A 17389-nucleotide genomic window follows, 5' to 3' on the forward strand; every position below is an offset into this window, starting at 1 on the left:
GGTGTCACCATTGCCTCGTTCGTCAATTATGGCGTCGGCCAGTTTTTCGTGTCCTTCCTGATCCGCACCCATGAACTGTCGATATTTGACGCCTCGGTAAAATTCGCATTGGCACTGGCGGTCATGGCATCGATTGGCACCTATATGTCGGGCTATCTGGCGGACAAATATGCAGAACGCTTTCCCAAGGCATTGGCATTGATACCGATGTTTGCGCTGATAGGCGTGATACCTATGCATGTGGTCGGCTATCTGGCAGATTCCCTGTGGCTGGCCATTCCACTGATGATGGTCGGTCAAATGCTGCTCTATACCTATCTCTGCCCGCTCTATGCGGTCCCCAGCGGCGTGGTTGACAGCCGGATGAGAGCCACGGCAGTCGCCGTCACCCTGTTCATCGTCAATTTGCTGGGTTACGGCCTTGGTCCGCCACTGATCGGCGGGCTGTCGACGATATTGAATGCGACATTCCTGTCAGGACTGGATCCGGCACTGACGCTGGAGGCGTGCAAGGCAAGCAATCTCGCCGTTGCTGCGCAAGCCGCTTGTGATTCGGCCAATGCGGATGGACTGCAGTGGTCGATGGTCCTGTTCAAATGTCTCTATATCTGGGCAGTTTTCCACTTCTACATGGCCAGCCGCACGATTCAACGCGACATGGGCCGCTAATATCCGGATCGGATGACGGGGACAATTTGCTGGCTATAGCAAAGTCTCCGTCCTCCGATCCTGATAGCGAAAATGGATCTGGGAGCTATTCGGTGGTCTTGCCGTCAAAATGTTCATGCTCGTTTGCAGCATCGACCACAGTGGCATGAACGGTTCCGTCGATATGCTCGGGCGGACCGTAAATGGTGTAAAGCCGAAGCGGTTCCTTGCCGGTGTTCACCACATTATGGCTGGCACCCTGAGGCACGATAATGCCGTCATCGGCTTTCACTTCATTGGCTTTTCCGTCGATCCAGATCTGGCCTTTTCCCTCTTCGATCCGGAAAAACTGGTCGCGGTCATCGTGGACTTCTTCACCAATCTCGTCGCCGGGCTGCAGCGTCATCAGCACCAGCTGTAGATTGTGCCCGGTGTACAGCACCCGGCGGAAGTCATCATTCTGCTCGGTCAAAGCTTCGATATTGTCGACAAATCCTTGCATATGGCTTTCCTCTTGTTCGTTCAGCAGCTGGCTTGGTCAGACTATTATTCGTCTTCTCCGCCTGACTGCATTTCCTTTTCCCACGTTTCCTTTGCAGCAACCTGAGCGGCTTTGCTAGCATCGGCAGTGGCGGCGGCAGCCTTGATCACAGCCTTTTGTGCTGTGTCCGCTGCTGTTTTGGCCGCAGCTGCATCGGATTCAAGCCCGGCCATCAGCGACGCATTGGTTGCGCGAACGGCTTCACTCGCTGCGGTCACCGCCGCTTTCGCCAAATCCTGGGCTTTTCGGGCATTTTCATTCACTGCCATATCGACTTTGGCATTGGCTTCCACGATTCTGGCTTGCGCCTGGTCGGCTGCAGCTTCCACCGTAATCGCCATTTGCGCTGCGGCCTCCTTGTCCTTCTGCGCTTCGGAACAGACCGCCAGCTTGGCCGCCGTCACCGACATTCTTGCGGCATTATGCGCCTCCAGTGCCGCTCTGCTGGCAGCGTGTTTCGCATCGTCCATATTCTGTCGCGCTTCGTCCATCGCGTCATCTTCGGATGTGGCGCATTCCGCTTTTTCACCGGATTCGGTTTGGGGGGTGCAGCCCTGGATCGCGAGGGACAGTGCCAATGCTGTGGCAACGGTGGATATTGTTCTTTTCATGACTTGGACTCCGAGAGATTGTCGGCGAATCGATGGAGCGTGGCTCTGTCCTTCGCCCGGGGGTCCAGTGACTAAACAATAGCGACGGAGATTTGTAAGTACGTATTTTCCAGTAGGCCCGGGTCAGGCCAGCGGATGCTGAAAACTCTGTACGGCGAATGGCGGTCAGTCGTTCAGCATGTTGATCGCCGCGTGCACCCGGTCGCGGATATCGTCGCGGTCGAGGCCCGGCTCGATCTCTGGCTGCACCTCATAAGTGATCACACCGCTTTTCTGGACGAATGTATCGCGGGGAGAGACGATTCCGCTGTTCAGGGCGACCGGGACCAAGGGGATGCCCATCAGCTTGTAGATACCGGCAAAGCCGGTCTGCAATTCGGGTCGCTCTCCATGATGGGCGCGGCTGCCCTCGGCAAAAATGACAATCGGACGGCCTTCCGCGACCGCTTTCTTGGCCTGCTTGATGATTTGCCGCATCGCCGCGCCACCGCCGTCGCGATCGATGCCGAGCAGGCCATGTCTGGTCGCGATCCATCCCCATAAGGGAATGACCAGCAGCTCTTTCTTGGCAATCACCACCGGCTTGTCGAAATGGCGCAGCAGGTCGATTGTTTCAAACATGCTTTCATGCTTGAAGACATAGAGCAGAGGTTCGTTGCGGATCTCGCCCTTGACCTCGACCCGGATGCCGAGGATCAGGCGCGCGCAGAGATAGTGATAGCGGCTCCAATATTGCGCCATATAATAGATGGTCTTCGGCCAGAAAAAGGCGCCGACGAAAGTGGCGATGATGATCGGAACGGAGCCGATATAGAAGACCGCCATGAAGATCAGGGACCGGATGAACGCCAGCATCTCAGACACCCGCCAGGGCAGCGAGGCGGCGCATCAGATATTTATTATATTCGGTGAACAAGGTGCGCAGCGATGGCTGGGTCTGCACCGCATCCGACAAAATCCGAACATCCGGCGGCATCGCTCTTTCCAGCTCCAGCCGAGCACGCCGCATATGCCAGTCTGAGGTCACCAGACGGACCGATTTGTCGCCCCGTCTTGCCGCCCAGCGGGCGATCTCGAGCGCGTTTGAACGCGTGTCCACCGCCTGAAAGCCCAGATCAATGCAGCAATCGAACAAATCGTCCGGCCGGTCATATTCCGCAGCCAGTTCCGCCGGCTTCACGTCCCGGTCGACCCCGGAGATCAGCAGGCGGCTTGCTGTCTTTGCTTCGAGTATATCCAGCGCGCGGTCAATCCGGCCACCTCCGCCGGTCAGCACCACAACCGAGCCGGTATGGGCATCATCGACTGCCGGGCGCGGCAGATCGATGGTGAACCAGGCAAAACCTATGATCCACAACAGAAGCAGGAAAGAGAAGAGGCGCAATATCATTCAGCCGGGCTACACTATCTTTTTTAAAGCGCCGATGACCGTCCATTTGGCGGTTATCATGGCAAGGAACATTCCCAATATCGGAATGACAGCAATTATCAACCAGCTCCACCAGTCGAGACCGACCGATTGGACCAGCCCGGAACCCAGCGCGGACAATTGACCGCTGATCAGCCAGATAATCGCGCTAGCCCCGACCAGTCCGATCAATCCGCCAAGCAGCGCATCCAGCGCGATACGCCGCTGGAACAAACGGCTGATCTGCTCGTCTGTTCCACCCAGCAAATGCACGACCGCGATGGTTTCAGTATGGGTGTTGAGCGCCGATCGCGCCGAGATGATCACCGCAGAGGCCGTCGCCAGAGCGAGTAATGCGACCAGGCCAAAGGCTATCCACTGGAAGGAACGAACCAGAGAGATAACCGGCGCGATATAGCCGCTGCTCGGTTCGACCCGGGCGCCCGGAGCGATGGATTGAAGGTCACCGCGCAGCGATTGATATTCCGCATCTGTAGCGACGCGGACAAGTTTCACATCGATCAACGCCGGTAGTGGAATTTCGTCGGCCAGGTCCTGCGTGCCCAGCCACGGCTCTATCAGAGCCTCGATTTCTTCCGGGGGCAGTAGCCGAACCTCTTCGATCAGCGGCAAGGCGCGCAATCGATCGGCAACCGCCGCTGCCTGACCTCTGCGGATTTCGGGATTGGCTTCAATTATTTGCACCGTCGCACGGCTGGAGAGTTCGTCCGACACATCACCCATCGCGCGGGTCATGGCTAGCCCGGCCGCTGCGGCCAACACGGTAAGGAAAATCATGATCGCGATGACCCAGGGCATCGGGCCGGATAGACGGCCTTCGGGTATCAGGCGCCGGTCATGTCCGGGAATGACAAAGAATTTGAACACGCCCCCTGCGACCTATTGCTGCTGGTCGTTGGGAAGCGGCGGATGGCGCAGAGATCCGGTTGGATCGGCGAGCATGCCTTTTTCCAGCCGCATCATCTGCGCGCCCGGTATCTTGCTGAGCAGATGAATGTCATGGGTCGCGACAACGATCGTCGTGCCGAGCGTATTGAGCGCCTCGAACAATTGCAGCAACCGGATCGCCATATCGGGATCGACGTTACCGGTCGGCTCGTCGGCCACCAATATTTCCGGCCGGCCGATCACCGCCCGGGCAATCGCCACACGCTGTTGCTCGCCGCCAGAAAGCGTCGCCGGCCGAGCAGATGTCCGGTCGCCCAGGCCAACCCATTCGAGCATCTCTGCCACCGGCACTTCGAGATCTTTTTCGCGAACTCCGGCCACCCGCAGCGGCAGCGCGATATTGTCGAAGGCCGAAAGGTGCGGGACGAGACGGAAATCCTGGAAAACCACCCCGATCCTGCGCCGGAAACCGGGCAGGCGCTCCCGCGGCATGGTAACTGCATCTTCGCCAAACAGCTTTATGACGCCACGACTGGGGCGCTGCGACAGATAGAGCAGTTTCAACAGCGAGGTTTTCCCTGCTCCCGAGGCTCCGGTCAGGAAATAGAAACTACCCGGATAGAGGGTGAAGTTGAGATCAGCCAGCGTCTCCGCTCCTGCGCCATAGCGCAGGCCGACATTCTCAAACCGAACAATTTCATCCATTTAGGTTCTACATTCCAATATCGTGGCCTTATATTGCCAGGCTCCGGGACCAATAGGCCGGGAAGCCCCTCCAAATCAACTCCGCTATCTCTACCAAGGAGTCTAATTTGCGGGAAAACGCGAAAAATGATGCTTCGGTCTCAAATCGGCCAAGCAGCCACTTGCAGTTTGCCGTCATGGCGTGTTTAGATGGCCGTCATGATCTTGAATTGCCCGGCTTGTAAAACCCGTTATCTCGTACCCGACAGCGCCATTGGGCTCAATGGCCGTTCGGTGCGCTGCGCGTCCTGTCGCCATAGCTGGTTCCAGGAAGCCGCGCTTCCGGAAAAAGAGCTGGTCGAAGCGGAAGCCGTCGCGGCAGCGCCGCCGGTCATCAAGCCAAGCCCTGTCGCCAAGGACGATTGGCAAGCGACACCGCCGGCCTCTCCGGTCACTCGGTCAGCACCGCCTCCACCGATTTCCGTCACTCCTGAATATGGTGCCGAGGCCAGTAGCTTCGCGCACGAACCGCCGTTCAAGCCGCGGCGGAATCCGGCCAAATTGTGGACGATCGCAGCGGTTGCCTTCGCAGCACTGGTCCTGGCATTGGGTGCCGCGCTCTATATTTTCGGGCCGCCACAATGGATTTCCGACTATCAATTTGCCGCGGTCGAGGAAACGCCGCTGCTGATCGAACTGAGCCAGAAACAGGACCGCAGAACGCTGCCAGACGGCACCGAATATTTTGCCGCCAGCGGCACGATCATAAATCCCACCAGAGACGAACAGACGGTCCCGCCGATGCTGGTAATCCTGCGCGATGCCGGCGGCCGGGTTGTTTACAGCTGGAAAATGAAGGCCCCCGCGCCAACGCTGGCACCCGGAGCAAAGATAAATTTCAACGAAGCCAAGCTTGATGTGCCACGCGCCGCCAGCCAGCTGGAAGTTGGATGGGCTGATCAGGCCCGCGAATAGCCCGTCAGTCGAAACCGCTCAGTGAAATTCCTGCAGCTGGACTAGCCTGCCGCCATCAACACTATCGATCCTGCCCTCGGAACGTATCGTAGCGATCCTAAAGATATTGCGATCGTCTTTCCGGGCTTCTCCATTGCTCGTGCTAGCAGACGGCCCGAAGTTGATCACTTCTCCGCGCAAGATCGTCGCGCTTGCCACCGCTTGCGCGTGCGACCGGGAGCGTGGCGCTTCAGCCGAAGGCCCCTCGGGCGCAGCGCCGAGCAAAAGAAGAACAAGAAGTAAGCTATCCATAAAAATAATAGAGCGCCCTGCCCCCCTCCCGGACAAGGTAAATAAAAGGTTAACAGCGCCCCTCACCGCTAATATCTTGGATCAAACGGCCGAGATGACAGATAATGTACGGATCCGGGACGGATTCGTTGCGCCGGTTAACATCAAAACCGCCCGGGAACGAATATCTGTTGCGGCTACCCAACCCCTTTGCTAGAGGCTCGCGCCTACCCGGGACACAAGTGTCCCAAGCTAGAGACAGTGCGGTCGTGGCGGAATTGGTAGACGCGCAGCGTTGAGGTCGCTGTGGGGTTAATACCCCGTGGAAGTTCGAGTCTTCTCGACCGCACCATTTCCCAAGCATCGGTCGTTGGGATGGGTGCAGCGCAGAGGGCGAATAGCGAAGTCCGATCTAGCAAACCAGAGATCATCTCCAGTTTGACAAGCCGTGATAATGATATCGAAAATGTCACCGCCATGTTGGGACGCTCAATATATATGTCCAATCCGGATGATTGTGATATGTGCTGCTGATGTCTGATACGAGTTCGTACACTGATAATTTATCAACTGCCCGGCAGTTGGCCCGGGCTCGGGAGCTGGTTGCCGACAACCCGGGTGAGGCAGCCGACCAGCTTCGTGAAATCATCAAAATTGATCCGCATAATGCTCAGGCTTATCGAGCCTTGGGCCGAGCGTTGCGGTCGCTGGGGGAGACCAGTCAGGCCGAGGAAGCCGAAATCGCGGCCGTCCGGGCGACTGCTTTTGATCCGCAGATGCTTAAAATCGCGGATGCGATGCTGGCAAATGATTTGCCCACTGCCGAACCATTGTTGCGCGCTCGGTTGAAGTCGCAACCCTTTGATGTGGCCGCAATTCGTCTGATGGCCGAACTGGCGGCGCGGATTGGCAGGCTCAAGGATTCCGAGACACTGCTGACCCGTGCATTGGAGCTGGCACCTGCATTCGGGGCGGCCCGGGCAAATCTCGCAACAGTCCTTTATAAGCAGAACCGTTTCGAGGAATCACTGGAACAGCTCAATCTTGTACTTGAACGGGAGGGGGAAAATCCTTCGCATCGAAATCTCAAGGCTGCTGCTCTGGGGCGGATCGGTGGTTATGATGAGGCGATAGAATTATATGCTGAACTGGTAGAGCGCTATCCCGATCATGCGAAACTGTGGATGAGCTATGGGCATATGCTCAAGACCGTTGGTCAATTGGAAAATAGTATAGCCGCTTATCGCCGGGCGCTCGAAATACAGCCGGAACTCGGTGAGGTCTGGTGGAGTCTCGCCAATCTCAAAACGATCCGGTTTGGCCCTGCGGATCTCGCGGCGATGGAAAAGCAATTGCGGCTTATCCCGGTCGATAGTCAGGATGAGGAAATTCTCAGTCACCGCCTGCATCTGCATTTTGCGCTTGGCAAAGCCGGAGAGGACAAGGGCGACGCCGCGCTGTCCATTTCGAACTATGTCGAAGGCAATCGGCTTCGCGCCGAACAACTGGATTATGATTCCAAAGACACAAGCGTCCAGGTCGATCAAGCCATCGCCACGTTCACCAATAAGTTTTTTGAAGATCGAAAAGGATGCGGAGAGCCGTCGCCCGATCCGATTTTCATTTTGGGCATGCCGCGCGCTGGCTCGACTCTCATCGAACAAATATTGGCTAGCCATTCGGCGATCGAGGGAACGATGGAGCTCCCCGACATTCCGGCTATGGCTTTGGGGGCGGGCCGGGAATTTGGTGGCCACGGTCACCGCTGGGTTGATGCCGTGGCGGCAATGGATGAGGACGAGCTGGCACAATTGGGTGCCAATTTTCTCAGCAAGACGGCGGTGCAACGCAAAACAGACAAGCCATTCTATATCGACAAGCTGCCCAATAACTGGCTCTACACGGCATTCATCATGCTGATTCTACCCAATGCAAAAATCATCGATGCGCGTCGCCACCCGCTGGATTGCTGCTTTTCCAATTTCCGCCAACATTATGCCAAGGGTCAGGCATTCAGTTATGATCTTGAAACGATGGGGCAATATTATTCTGATTACGTGCGATTGATGGCGCATATCGACGCGGTTCAACCGGGCCGTGTGCACCGGGTCATTCACGAGGCGCTGGTAGATAATCCAGAAGCCGAAGTGCGGTCGATGGTCGCTTATCTCGATCAGTCATTTGAACCAGACTGTTTGTCGTTCTACAAAAATGATCGCGCCGTACGGACCGCGTCCAGCGAACAGGTTCGCAAACCGATAAACCGGGACGGCATGGATCAGTGGAAGCCTTACGAAAAATGGCTCGGTCCGCTAAAAGAGGCCCTTGGCGATTTGTGGACAAATTACCCCTGAATCCTGTCAGGTCATCGATCACGGTCCTGAAATCGTGCTTTTTGGGTCACATTATGTGGTATTTTGATCGAAAACTTTGGTTATTTTGCCGAAGCTGACTTGTGCTTCAGGCTAAAAGGATCATTCCTGTGTAAATTCTGGTTACGGGAGGACGTTTATGATTGATCGCAATCTACCCAAGATGGGACGCGGAGCACGGGCACTATTACTCACAACCACGATATTATGTGCATCAGGAACGGCAATCGCGCAGGAAGCTGTCAAAAGCCGTTACAGTGATGATGTCATCGTCGTAACCGCGCAAAAGCGCAGTGAAAATCTGCAAGATGTCCCGATTGCAATGACCGCTATCGGCGCTGAAAAGCTCGATCAGTTACAAGTGAATGAATTTCAGGATTACGTAAAATTCCTGCCGTCCGTCACCATCCAGAGCACCGCACCCGGCTTCAGCCAGGTCTATTTCCGCGGAGTAGCATCGGGCGAGAACGCAAATCACTCGGCTTCCTTGCCGACGGTTGGCGTCTATCTCGATGAAATGCCGATCACCACAATCCAGGGATCTCTCGACCTTCATGTCTATGACATGGCGCGGGTTGAGGCATTGGCGGGACCGCAAGGCACGCTTTATGGCGCAAGTTCAATGGCTGGTACGATCAGGCTAATCAGTAACCAGCCTGACTATTCTGACACATATGGCGAAATTGGCGTCGAATTGAACCGGGTTTCGCGCGGTGATCTCGGCGGCCAAGTCGAAGGCTTCATCAACGCAAAGCTTGCCGACAATGCCGCGCTGCGCCTGGTAGGCTGGTACCGCAAAGATGGCGGTTATATCGATAATATTTTTGGCAGCCGCACTTATCCGACATCGGGTATTGCCCAGAATAATGCTGCCTTGATTGAGAATGATTATAATGATGTAGAAACCTACGGCGGACGGCTGTCTCTCGGCATCGAATTGGATGACAGCTGGACGGTGAAGCCGACCATCATGGGTCAAATCCAGAAAAACAACGGCAGCTTTGCACAGGAACGCAGTTCAGCGGTTACCCGCAGGCAGCAAACCGTCCAGTATAATCCCGAGCGCGGTGAAGATAAGTGGATACAGGCGGCCCTGACCATCGAAGGAAAGATTGGTAATTGGGATATCACCACCACCGGAGGTCATTTGCGCCGCAAGGGCAAGGCGGATTCGGATTATTCCGACTATGCTTTTTTCTATGATGCGATCTATGGCTATGGCGCCTATTTCTACGACAATGCCGGAACCTTGGTTAGTCCCAATCAATATATTGAAGGCTCGGACACATACCGCCGGAATTTTGGTGAATTCCGCATCGCATCGCCTGCTGATGCGCCGCTGCGTTTCATTGGCGGCCTTTTCTATCAGCGGCAAAAGCATATCATCGAGCAGAATTATATCGTCGATGGCATCGCCGATTCAATCACGGTCACTGGCACGGACAGCAACATCTGGCTGACAAAACAAAAGCGGATCGATCGCGATCAAGCCGTTTTTGGCGAACTGAGCTATGATATTACAGATCAGCTGACGCTAACCGGCGGCGTTCGGGTGTATCATTACAAAAACTCGCTTGTCGGCTTTTTCGGCTATTCAGCAGGATTCAGCAGTCGGACGGGTGAGGCAGCTTGTTTCGGACCAGCGCAGGTACCGGGATCACCTTGTACCAATCTGGACAAGACCACGTCAGATACCGATTTTATTCACAAGCTCAACGCAACCTACAAGATCAATGACGATGCGTTGGTTTATGTCACCTGGTCGCGCGGTTTCCGTCCCGGCGGTATCAACCGTCGCGGAACATTGCCGCCTTACGGGGCCGATGAACTCGACAATTATGAATTTGGCTGGAAAACCACTTTGGGACCGATCCGTTGGAACGGAGCCGTTTATCAGGAAGACTGGAATAATATCCAGTTGTCGTTCCTCGGCGCCAATGGCCTGACCGAAATACGCAACGCCGGTATCGCCAGGATCCGCGGTGTCGAAACCGATGTCTCGTTCCGTAGCGAAGGCTTTTCGCTCAATGTGGGTGCGAGCTATAATGATGCGACAATCCGCCGCGACTTCTGCGCGATCGCCAATGCATCGTTTGACTGTACCATTCCCGGCGGCGCGGGTGAGGCGAACAGCTTGCTGGCCCCTGCCGGAAGCCGTTTGCCGACAACCGCAAAATTCAAGGGTAACGCCGTGGCGCGTTATGTATTTCCGGTTCAGGAATGGGATGGGCATATTCAGTTTGCGGTCAACCACATCGGTAACCGTCGCAGCGACCTTCGACCGTTCGAGAATGCGATTGTCGGCAATTTCGGTGCCTATACAACCGCTGATTTCAGCCTTGGAATGAAGAACGAGTTATGGAATGTTGAAGCGTTCGCAACCAATCTGTTCAACAGCAATGGGGTCGTAAACGCGGCCGTACAATGCGGAGAAAGCATTTGCGGTGATCCGGGCAATGCCAGCGGTACCGGTGGTGTGTTCTATGATTATACTATCAAGCCGCGCATCGTCGGTGTGAAGGTGGCAAGAAGGTTTTGATTGATGGGATCACCCCTTGATCAATAATTAGTCAGGCCGGGCCAAAAGCCCGGCCTTTTCATGGCAGCTGCGTTGGCGGCCGAGGTACGATCAGCACGGTAGACCCGCCGACAAACCGTATCAGTCCAAGAGATGGTCTAGCCATTTTTCCGCCAGCGCGGCGGCTTCGTCGGTGGTGAACGGCGCCGAGCCCAGACTTAGCTCCAGCCAAAGTCCGTCGACCAGCGCCGTAAGTGCCACAGCGGCGAGGCGAGCATCTTTCTGATCCGGTCGAAATTCGGCAATCAACCTTTCGATATCGCTGCGATAATCGGCATAAATCTCGGCATGTTGCTTGGCGATCAAAGCGTCGGTTTTGGTCAGACTCCAGAACGCAAGCCATGTCGCCAATAATTCCGGGCTGGCGATCGGAGGCCGGAAACTCGCGGTCAGATAAGCGAGCAAGCGCGTCCGGGGGTCGTTGCCTGCAACTTCCACGGCTTGGTCCAACGCGAAGGACACGCGCTGCCCGGTCCAGCGATAGGTCGCTGCAATCAAGGCATCTACCCCGGAGAAATAGTGACGCAGCAGTCCGGGGGACACGCCGGCTTCCTTACAAATGGCGCGGACCGAAGTGTTGCCAACGCCGAGCGTCGCGAGACAATGGGCACAGGCTTCGACCAGGCTCTGGCGACGATCATCGGGTTGTTCGCGGGTAAAAGATGATTGCTTTGCTGACATTGCCTTATTATACGATTGTATAACAAGGAATCGCTTATGGCAACGCGCAATCTCGAATCTGGCATCGACCCGCTTGACGGATGGAGCCTGCCGGCCTGGACCTATGATGATCCGGATTTCTTTGCCGCAGAATGCGAGCGGGTTTTCGCCACAAGCTGGCAAGTGGTATGTCACCTCAGCGATATTCCGAACAAGGGTGACTGGCATAGTCTGGAATATATCGGCGAGAGTGTTATCGTCGTGCGCGGCGACGATGATCGAATTCGCGCGTTCACGAACGTGTGCCGCCACCGGGGTTCGCGTCTTGTCGATGGCAGCAGTGGGTGCGCAAAAAAACTGGTTTGCCCCTATCATGCCTGGACCTACGATCTGGATGGTCGGCTGTCTGGTGTCCCTCAGAAATCGGATTATCCCGGCCTTGATACCAGCCGGCACGGGTTGGTTCCGGTGGACATTGAAATCTGGCACGGCTTTGTCTTCGTGCGTCTGCGCAGCGAAGGGCCATCGGTCGCAGAGATGATGGCGCCTTATGAGGAACAAGTCGCGCCCTATCGGTTCGAAGAGCTCGTCGCCCTGGGCCGCGTCACGCTACGACCGCGTGATGTAAACTGGAAAAACGTCGCCGACAATTATTCCGACGGACTGCATATTCCCGTTGCCCATCCCGGTCTGACACGCCTGTTCGGACGCAGCTATGGCGTCGAAGCGGAAACAAATGTCGACCGGATGTGGGGCAATCTGATCACCAAGCCGTCCGCCAACTGGTCCGAACGGCTCTATCAATCGCTGCTTCCCGATGTCCCGCATTTGCCCGAAGCCAGCCAGAAACGCTGGCTCTATTTCAAGCTTTGGCCCAATGTCGCCTTTGATATTTATCCCGATCAGATCGACTTCATGCAATTTCTACCGGTCTCGCCAACCGAAACACTGATCCGCGAAATCAGCTATGTATTGCCGGATGCACGCCGTGAAATGAAGGCTTCGCGATATCTGAACTGGCGGATCAACCGGCAGGTCAATGCAGAAGATACAGTTTTGATATCCCGGGTACAGCAAGGCATGGGTTCGCGCAGCTTCAGCATCGGCCCGTTGGGAGAGAGCGAAGTCTGTCTGCGCAATTTTTGTAGCAAGATGCGCGATATCATTCCCGAAGCTCGTCAGGAACATCGCCCTCCAGCCGGATGGAATCAGAAATGACACAGAAATACGACGCCATCATCATTGGCGCGGGCCATAACGGCCTTGTTTGCGCTTTCTACCTCGCTCGCGCCGGGCTAAAAGTCCGCATTGTCGAGCGCCGGAACATCGTAGGCGGCGCAGCGGTCACCGAGGAATTTCATCCCGGTTTCCGTAATTCAGTGGCAAGCTATACGGTCAGCCTTCTGCAGCCAAAGGTCATCGATGACATGCGACTGGTCGACCACGGCTATAAAGTGGTCGAGCGTCCGATATCGAATTTCCTGCCGCAGGAAGATGGTGGTTATCTGAAACTCGGCGGCGGACTGGAACGCACACAGGCGGAGTTTCGCAAATTCTCGAACCACGATGCAGATGTGCTGCCCGAATATTATGACGCGCTGGAAGGCGTAGCCGATGTGTTGCGGGACTTGGCATTAAAATCCCCACCCAATATCGGCGACGGCATCAAAACGCTCATCGACGGAGCGCTGCAGGGCCGCAATCTTGCGAAATTGTCAGTGTCGCGCAAACGCGATGTGCTGGAACTGTTCACCAAGTCGGCTCGCAGTTTTCTCGATAGCTGGTTTGAAAGCGAGGCGGTCAAGGCGGCGTTCGGATTTGACGCCGTGGTCGGCAATTATGCCTCGCCCGACACGCCCGGCTCCGCCTATGTCCTGCTCCACCATGTGTTTGGTGAAGTGAACGGCAAGAAAGGTGCGTGGGGCCATTGCATCGGCGGGATGGGAACCATCACCCAGATCATGGCGAAAGTTTGCCGGGATTCCGGTGTCGAGATCAGCCTCGAAGCTCCGGTGTCGCGCGTGCTGGTCGATGGCGGCAAGGTTTGCGGTGTTCGTCTGGAGAGCGGGGAAGAGATTTTCGCACCGCGGGTGATAGCCAATGTCGGGCCAAAAATCCTCTACGAACGGATGTTTGAGGAAGGTGACATTGCTCCCGAATTCCGTCGCAGGATCAAGGGTTTCAAAGCTGGATCAGGGACATTCCGGATGAATGTCGCCCTGTCCGAATTACCAAGATTTACCTGCCTGCCAGAGCCTGGCGAACATCATCAATCAGGTATCATTATCGCACCAACGCTGGATTATATGGACCGCGCGTTCCTTGACGCCAAGTCCGACGGCTGGTCAAAAAAGCCGATTGTCGAAATGCTGATTCCGTCGACCGTTGATGACAGTCTTGCGCCCGAGGGCCAGCATGTCGCGAGCCTGTTCTGTCAGCAATTCGCGCCCGAACTGCCCGATGGCCGTGATTGGGACGCAGAAGAGGACAAGGCCGCCGACACAATTATCGATACGGTCGAGGCGCAAGCACCGGGATTCCGAGCTTCAATCTTGGGACAACAGATTTTGAGTCCCAAGGGCCTCGAGCGCAAACTGGGCCTTGCGGGCGGTGACATCATGCATGGCAATATGTCGCTCGATCAGCTCTGGTCCGCGCGGCCTGTCCTTGGCAATGGCAGCTATCGCGGCCCGCTAAAAGGCCTCTACATGTGCGGTGCCGGCACCCATCCGGGTGGCGGCGTGACCGGCGCGCCGGGCCATAATTGTGCGCATGAAGTGATGGCTGACCAATCGATATGGGGAAGGTTCAGACGCGCAGGCTGAACCTTCCGTCACTTGATCACCGTGCCGCCCTTGATCACATGTGCGACATTTTCCAATAGCCGTATATCGTCCAGCGGATTGCCCTGAACCGCGATCAAGTCGGCGTAATGGCCTTCTGCAATATTTCCAATTTCCGCTTCCCGCGACAACAGACGTGCAGCTTCTAGCGTAGCCGCCTGAATGGCCTGCAATGGCGTCATTCCGTATTTCACCATATAAGCAAATTGCCGACCGTTTATGCCATGTGGATAGACCCCACTATCGCTGCCAAAGGCTAGTTTTAAACCCATTTTTACTGCTTTTTCAAATCCCTGCCGCTGAACATCTGTGGTTTCGCGGTTCTTGCGGAGATATTCCTCAGGCCAGCCTTCCTTGGTACCAATCTCGTTGATATAATCGCCGTTGAATATATCCATAACCAGCCAGACCCCAGCCGCTTTGGCCATTCTCAGACCTTCCTCGTCAATCAGGCTGGCATGTTCAATCGACCGCACCCCCGCACGGATCGCGGCCTTGATACCCTCCGCGCCATGGGCATGAGCAGTCGCATAGCTTCCACGTGCTGTGGCGACGTTGACGGCGGAGCGCATCTCCGCTTCGGTGAGTTCCGGTTCGCCCGGTTCGGTCCCGATAGCCAACACCGCGCCGGTGGCGATCAGCTTGAGAAAGTCTACGTCATTATCGAACAGGAATTCGGCCCGCGCTTTCGTTTCCTCCGGGCCACTCGCCACGCCCAGTCGCATATCGGCAGGCAACTCGTCATTGGGAACCACGCCGTTGAGTTCGCCGCCCCCTTTCGGGATAGTGATATAGGCACCGGCGACAAACATCCGCGGACCCGGCACTCGTCCCGCGTTGACGGCATTGCGTAGTACGACATCGGTCAGCCCCCGGTATGTGCCGACATCCCTCACAGTCGTAAAGCCGGCCTTCAACGTGGTCAGCGCATTTTGAGCGCCGATCAGCGCCGTCTCGGCTGGCGAAGTCGTGAGCGGCGCGGCCAGATCGGAACTTTGTCCGGTATCCGCCAAATGGGTGTGCAAATCGATCAACCCGGGAAGAACGGTATATGCTGACCAATCCAGTCGGCGGGCGTCTTCGGGTGTTTCCCCGCATTGCTCAACTTTGATGATCCTGTCATCCTGCAGCAACACGCATTGATCTGCCTTCAGTTCACCGGTTTGCACGTCGAGCAACTGCCCGGTTTGCAAATATACTGCACTTGCCGAGGCGGAAGATGTGCTTGCGAGCATCGCAAAGGAAAAGGAAACAAGAGCCGGTAACATTTTCATCATCGTCACACTCCGTGATTGGTCTTTTTCCAGACTAGCAAAAAAGACAACGATATTCATCGTCGTAGTAGCGACTATCGATCTTTTTTGCTCTTTCCGCTATTCAGATCATTACGCGATGTTCAGCTGGGCGAAACCTCTGCCACATGTGCTTTGATGATATCATGCATCGACGCGTCGCTATCGAATATCCCGTACCAACCCTGTGGTTCATGCGGGGGGTCACCCATATAGGCGGTATCCCCGGGATAGAAAATATGATCATCGTGGGCTGCGCGCGCTTCGCCGTTCCATGCCCAGAAATTGCTGCCGGCAACCGGTCCACCGGACGCGACACTGTCTTCTACCGCTTTATATATAATGCCGTAGAAGCGCTCGCGGAATGCGGTCGTAATCTCGGGATCGTAAAGCTCTCCATCGCGCGGGAAGCCGAATTCCTCGAACACCAGCGGCTTGTCCATTTCGGTGGCTAGGCGGATATGCGTGTCGATATAGTCAGCCACCTTGGCTGCTCCGGCGTCCCACGTGCCCACTAGATCCTTGCCATCTATCCAACCCCAGTTGAGCGGCCAGATATGGGCGGTGACATAGTCCATCTCCTTATGCGCCTCGACAAACACATCCTCCCGGCCTGCGCTGGCCGTGGTGCCTTCCTGCCCCAACGATAAAAGATGATTGCTGTCGATCGACCGGATCAGCCTGGCGGTCGCGGCGATCCAGGCATAATAATCCGGCAATGCCCGATCGATCACCGCCGGAGTGACGCCGGGGCGCGGCTCGTTGCACAGCTGCCAGCTCATCAATGTCGGGTCGTCGCTATATGGTTGTCCGGTCACTTTGTTGGTCCGCCCGACCATCCGCCGGACATGATCATGATAAAGACCAATCGCAGCCTCTGACCGGTAAAAGTCGCTATTCTTGTCGGGAAATTCCGGCCACGGATGAGCCGGGTCATTCATGTCGACATATTCACCGGTCGTATAATAGAGATAGGTCATCATCCCGCCGGACCATTCCCAGAAATTGGTCAGGCACAGCACCGCCTTCATGTCTCGCTTGGCCATTTCCGCCAAGCAATAGTCCAGTCCTTCGAACAGCGTCTCGTTCCAGCTATCTTTGGTGCGAAATCCCGGCTTTATCCCAGCCTTTAGCGGGCCTTCTTCAGCCGACGCCATGATCCGCAAGTTGGTGATACCCAGTGCCTTAAGCCGGTCCAGTTCCCGTCCCAGTCGCGGCCGGTCGCCATAAGCGGCATCGGCACCGAGATAGGCGCCATACCAGAGGTTGGCGCCAGCAAAACGGTAGCTTTCTCCATCCAGTGTCAGGCGACAGCCTTCCCGCTTTACAAAATGCGGCACTGCCGGCGTTGCCGCGCTGCAGCCAAATAGGGTCAGAGCAGTGACGCTAACCCCGGCCACCAATATCCGACGTCTTGTCGTCTTCCTCATTCTCTCTGCCCCCTCCTTAAAATATCGGTAAAGCGTAGCAGTAGTGACGTTCGTTGTCATGCTTATGTGCCCTCACGCCATTCGGGACTGATTTTGTTGCAAAACAGCCGAAAACCACCTAAGATCAGCGGGTCTGGAAATGTCGGATATTGCGACCTGGATCAAAAG

The 17389-nt window shown here is 55.9% G+C and carries 15 protein-coding genes, 1 tRNA gene and 1 pseudogene; 7 read left to right on the plus strand and 10 right to left on the minus strand.

Annotated features, from left to right (window positions below; genetic code table 11):
• Positions 1 to 669, plus strand: a pseudogene (locus V7680_RS05125) (spinster family MFS transporter); the annotation flags it as partial.
• An 85-nt stretch (positions 670 to 754) separates the two neighbouring features.
• On the opposite strand, the gene V7680_RS05130 reads toward V7680_RS05125, so the two are convergent.
• From V7680_RS05130 to ftsE, 6 genes are all read right to left on the minus strand, one after another.
• Positions 755 to 1150, minus strand: a complete 396-nt coding sequence (locus V7680_RS05130; protein WP_335652214.1) for a cupin domain-containing protein — start codon at positions 1148 to 1150, stop codon at positions 755 to 757.
• Between the two features lie 44 nt (positions 1151 to 1194).
• Positions 1195 to 1800 carry a hypothetical protein gene (locus tag V7680_RS05135; protein ID WP_335652215.1) on the minus strand — a complete coding sequence of 202 codons (606 nt, stop codon included), beginning with the start codon at positions 1798 to 1800 and terminating at the stop codon, positions 1195 to 1197.
• 165 nt (positions 1801 to 1965) lie between these two features.
• A complete protein-coding gene (locus V7680_RS05140) occupies positions 1966 to 2655 on the minus strand; it encodes a lysophospholipid acyltransferase family protein (RefSeq protein WP_335652216.1) in 690 nt (229 codons plus the stop codon).
• A 1-nt stretch (position 2656) separates the two neighbouring features.
• Positions 2657 to 3190, minus strand: a complete 534-nt coding sequence (locus V7680_RS05145) for a YdcF family protein (RefSeq protein ID WP_335652217.1) — start codon at positions 3188 to 3190, stop codon at positions 2657 to 2659.
• 9 nt (positions 3191 to 3199) lie between these two features.
• Positions 3200 to 4096, minus strand: a complete 897-nt coding sequence (locus V7680_RS05150; RefSeq protein WP_335652218.1) for a cell division protein FtsX — start codon at positions 4094 to 4096, stop codon at positions 3200 to 3202.
• 12 nt (positions 4097 to 4108) lie between these two features.
• Positions 4109 to 4822 (minus strand): cell division ATP-binding protein FtsE, encoded by a 714-nt coding sequence (gene ftsE, locus V7680_RS05155; RefSeq protein ID WP_335652219.1) that lies wholly within the window; start codon positions 4820 to 4822, stop codon positions 4109 to 4111.
• Positions 4823 to 5011: 189 nt separating this feature from the next.
• On the opposite strand from ftsE, the gene V7680_RS05160 reads away from it, so the two are divergent.
• On the plus strand, positions 5012 to 5776 hold the full coding sequence (locus V7680_RS05160; protein WP_335652220.1) for an MJ0042-type zinc finger domain-containing protein: 765 nt from the start codon (positions 5012 to 5014) through the stop codon (positions 5774 to 5776).
• Positions 5777 to 5794: 18 nt separating this feature from the next.
• Here the strand turns inward: V7680_RS05160 and V7680_RS05165 are convergent, their stop codons facing one another.
• Positions 5795 to 6067, minus strand: a complete 273-nt coding sequence (locus V7680_RS05165) for a hypothetical protein (protein WP_335652221.1) — start codon at positions 6065 to 6067, stop codon at positions 5795 to 5797.
• A 242-nt stretch (positions 6068 to 6309) separates the two neighbouring features.
• Between V7680_RS05165 and V7680_RS05170 the strand changes: the two genes are divergently transcribed.
• From V7680_RS05170 to V7680_RS05180, 3 genes are all read left to right on the plus strand, one after another.
• Positions 6310 to 6398 (plus strand) — tRNA-Leu (locus V7680_RS05170).
• Between the two features lie 181 nt (positions 6399 to 6579).
• Complete coding sequence (locus V7680_RS05175; RefSeq protein ID WP_442954974.1) at positions 6580 to 8400, plus strand: tetratricopeptide repeat-containing sulfotransferase family protein; 1821 nt, start codon at positions 6580 to 6582, stop codon at positions 8398 to 8400.
• A gap of 157 nt (positions 8401 to 8557) precedes the next feature.
• The gene (locus V7680_RS05180) at positions 8558 to 10957 is read left to right on the plus strand and encodes a TonB-dependent receptor (RefSeq protein WP_335652223.1); all 2400 of its coding nucleotides are present in this window, start codon (positions 8558 to 8560) and stop codon (positions 10955 to 10957) included.
• A gap of 120 nt (positions 10958 to 11077) precedes the next feature.
• On the opposite strand, the gene V7680_RS05185 is transcribed toward V7680_RS05180, so the two are convergent.
• Positions 11078 to 11677, minus strand: a complete 600-nt coding sequence (locus tag V7680_RS05185) for a TetR family transcriptional regulator C-terminal domain-containing protein (protein ID WP_335652224.1) — start codon at positions 11675 to 11677, stop codon at positions 11078 to 11080.
• A gap of 36 nt (positions 11678 to 11713) precedes the next feature.
• On the opposite strand from V7680_RS05185, the gene V7680_RS05190 reads away from it, so the two are divergent.
• On the plus strand, positions 11714 to 12874 hold the full coding sequence (locus V7680_RS05190; protein ID WP_335652225.1) for an aromatic ring-hydroxylating oxygenase subunit alpha: 1161 nt from the start codon (positions 11714 to 11716) through the stop codon (positions 12872 to 12874).
• Positions 12871 to 14481 carry a phytoene desaturase family protein gene (locus V7680_RS05195; RefSeq protein WP_335652226.1) on the plus strand — a complete coding sequence of 537 codons (1611 nt, stop codon included), beginning with the start codon at positions 12871 to 12873 and terminating at the stop codon, positions 14479 to 14481. The genes V7680_RS05190 and V7680_RS05195 overlap by 4 nt, the downstream gene beginning before the upstream one ends.
• Positions 14482 to 14489: 8 nt before the next feature.
• Here V7680_RS05195 and V7680_RS05200 read toward each other — a convergent pair whose 3' ends face one another.
• Entirely contained in the window at positions 14490 to 15773 is a 1284-nt protein-coding gene (locus tag V7680_RS05200) for a Xaa-Pro dipeptidase (RefSeq protein WP_442954976.1), read from the minus strand.
• Between the two features lie 122 nt (positions 15774 to 15895).
• Positions 15896 to 17221 carry a glycoside hydrolase 5 family protein gene (locus V7680_RS05205; protein ID WP_335652227.1) on the minus strand — a complete coding sequence of 442 codons (1326 nt, stop codon included), beginning with the start codon at positions 17219 to 17221 and terminating at the stop codon, positions 15896 to 15898.
• Positions 17222 to 17389: the final 168 nt, after the last annotated feature.

Source organism: Parasphingorhabdus sp., assembly GCF_036963705.1.
Lineage (GTDB): Bacteria > Pseudomonadota > Alphaproteobacteria > Sphingomonadales > Sphingomonadaceae > Parasphingorhabdus.

Bases quoted from the DNA above. Each gene is read 5' to 3' on its own strand.
- V7680_RS05140 (WP_335652216.1), bottom strand. From the start codon at position 2,655: ATGCTGGCGTTCATCCGGTCCCTGATCTTCATGGCGGTCTTCTATATC.
- ftsE (WP_335652219.1), bottom strand. From the start codon at position 4,822: ATGGATGAAATTGTTCGGTTTGAGAATGTCGGCCTGCGCTATGGCGCA.
- V7680_RS05160 (WP_335652220.1), top strand. From the start codon at position 5,012: ATGGCCGTCATGATCTTGAATTGCCCGGCTTGTAAAACCCGTTATCTC.
- V7680_RS05130 (WP_335652214.1), bottom strand. From the start codon at position 1,150: ATGCAAGGATTTGTCGACAATATCGAAGCTTTGACCGAGCAGAATGAT.
- V7680_RS05175 (WP_442954974.1), top strand. From the start codon at position 6,580: ATGTCTGATACGAGTTCGTACACTGATAATTTATCAACTGCCCGGCAG.
- V7680_RS05185 (WP_335652224.1), bottom strand. From the start codon at position 11,677: ATGTCAGCAAAGCAATCATCTTTTACCCGCGAACAACCCGATGATCGT.
- V7680_RS05180 (WP_335652223.1), top strand. From the start codon at position 8,558: ATGATTGATCGCAATCTACCCAAGATGGGACGCGGAGCACGGGCACTA.
- V7680_RS05205 (WP_335652227.1), bottom strand. From the start codon at position 17,221: ATGAGGAAGACGACAAGACGTCGGATATTGGTGGCCGGGGTTAGCGTC.
- V7680_RS05200 (WP_442954976.1), bottom strand. From the start codon at position 15,773: ATGAAAATGTTACCGGCTCTTGTTTCCTTTTCCTTTGCGATGCTCGCA.
- V7680_RS05165 (WP_335652221.1), bottom strand. From the start codon at position 6,067: ATGGATAGCTTACTTCTTGTTCTTCTTTTGCTCGGCGCTGCGCCCGAG.
- V7680_RS05190 (WP_335652225.1), top strand. From the start codon at position 11,714: ATGGCAACGCGCAATCTCGAATCTGGCATCGACCCGCTTGACGGATGG.
- V7680_RS05135 (WP_335652215.1), bottom strand. From the start codon at position 1,800: ATGAAAAGAACAATATCCACCGTTGCCACAGCATTGGCACTGTCCCTC.
- V7680_RS05145 (WP_335652217.1), bottom strand. From the start codon at position 3,190: ATGATATTGCGCCTCTTCTCTTTCCTGCTTCTGTTGTGGATCATAGGT.
- V7680_RS05195 (WP_335652226.1), top strand. From the start codon at position 12,871: ATGACACAGAAATACGACGCCATCATCATTGGCGCGGGCCATAACGGC.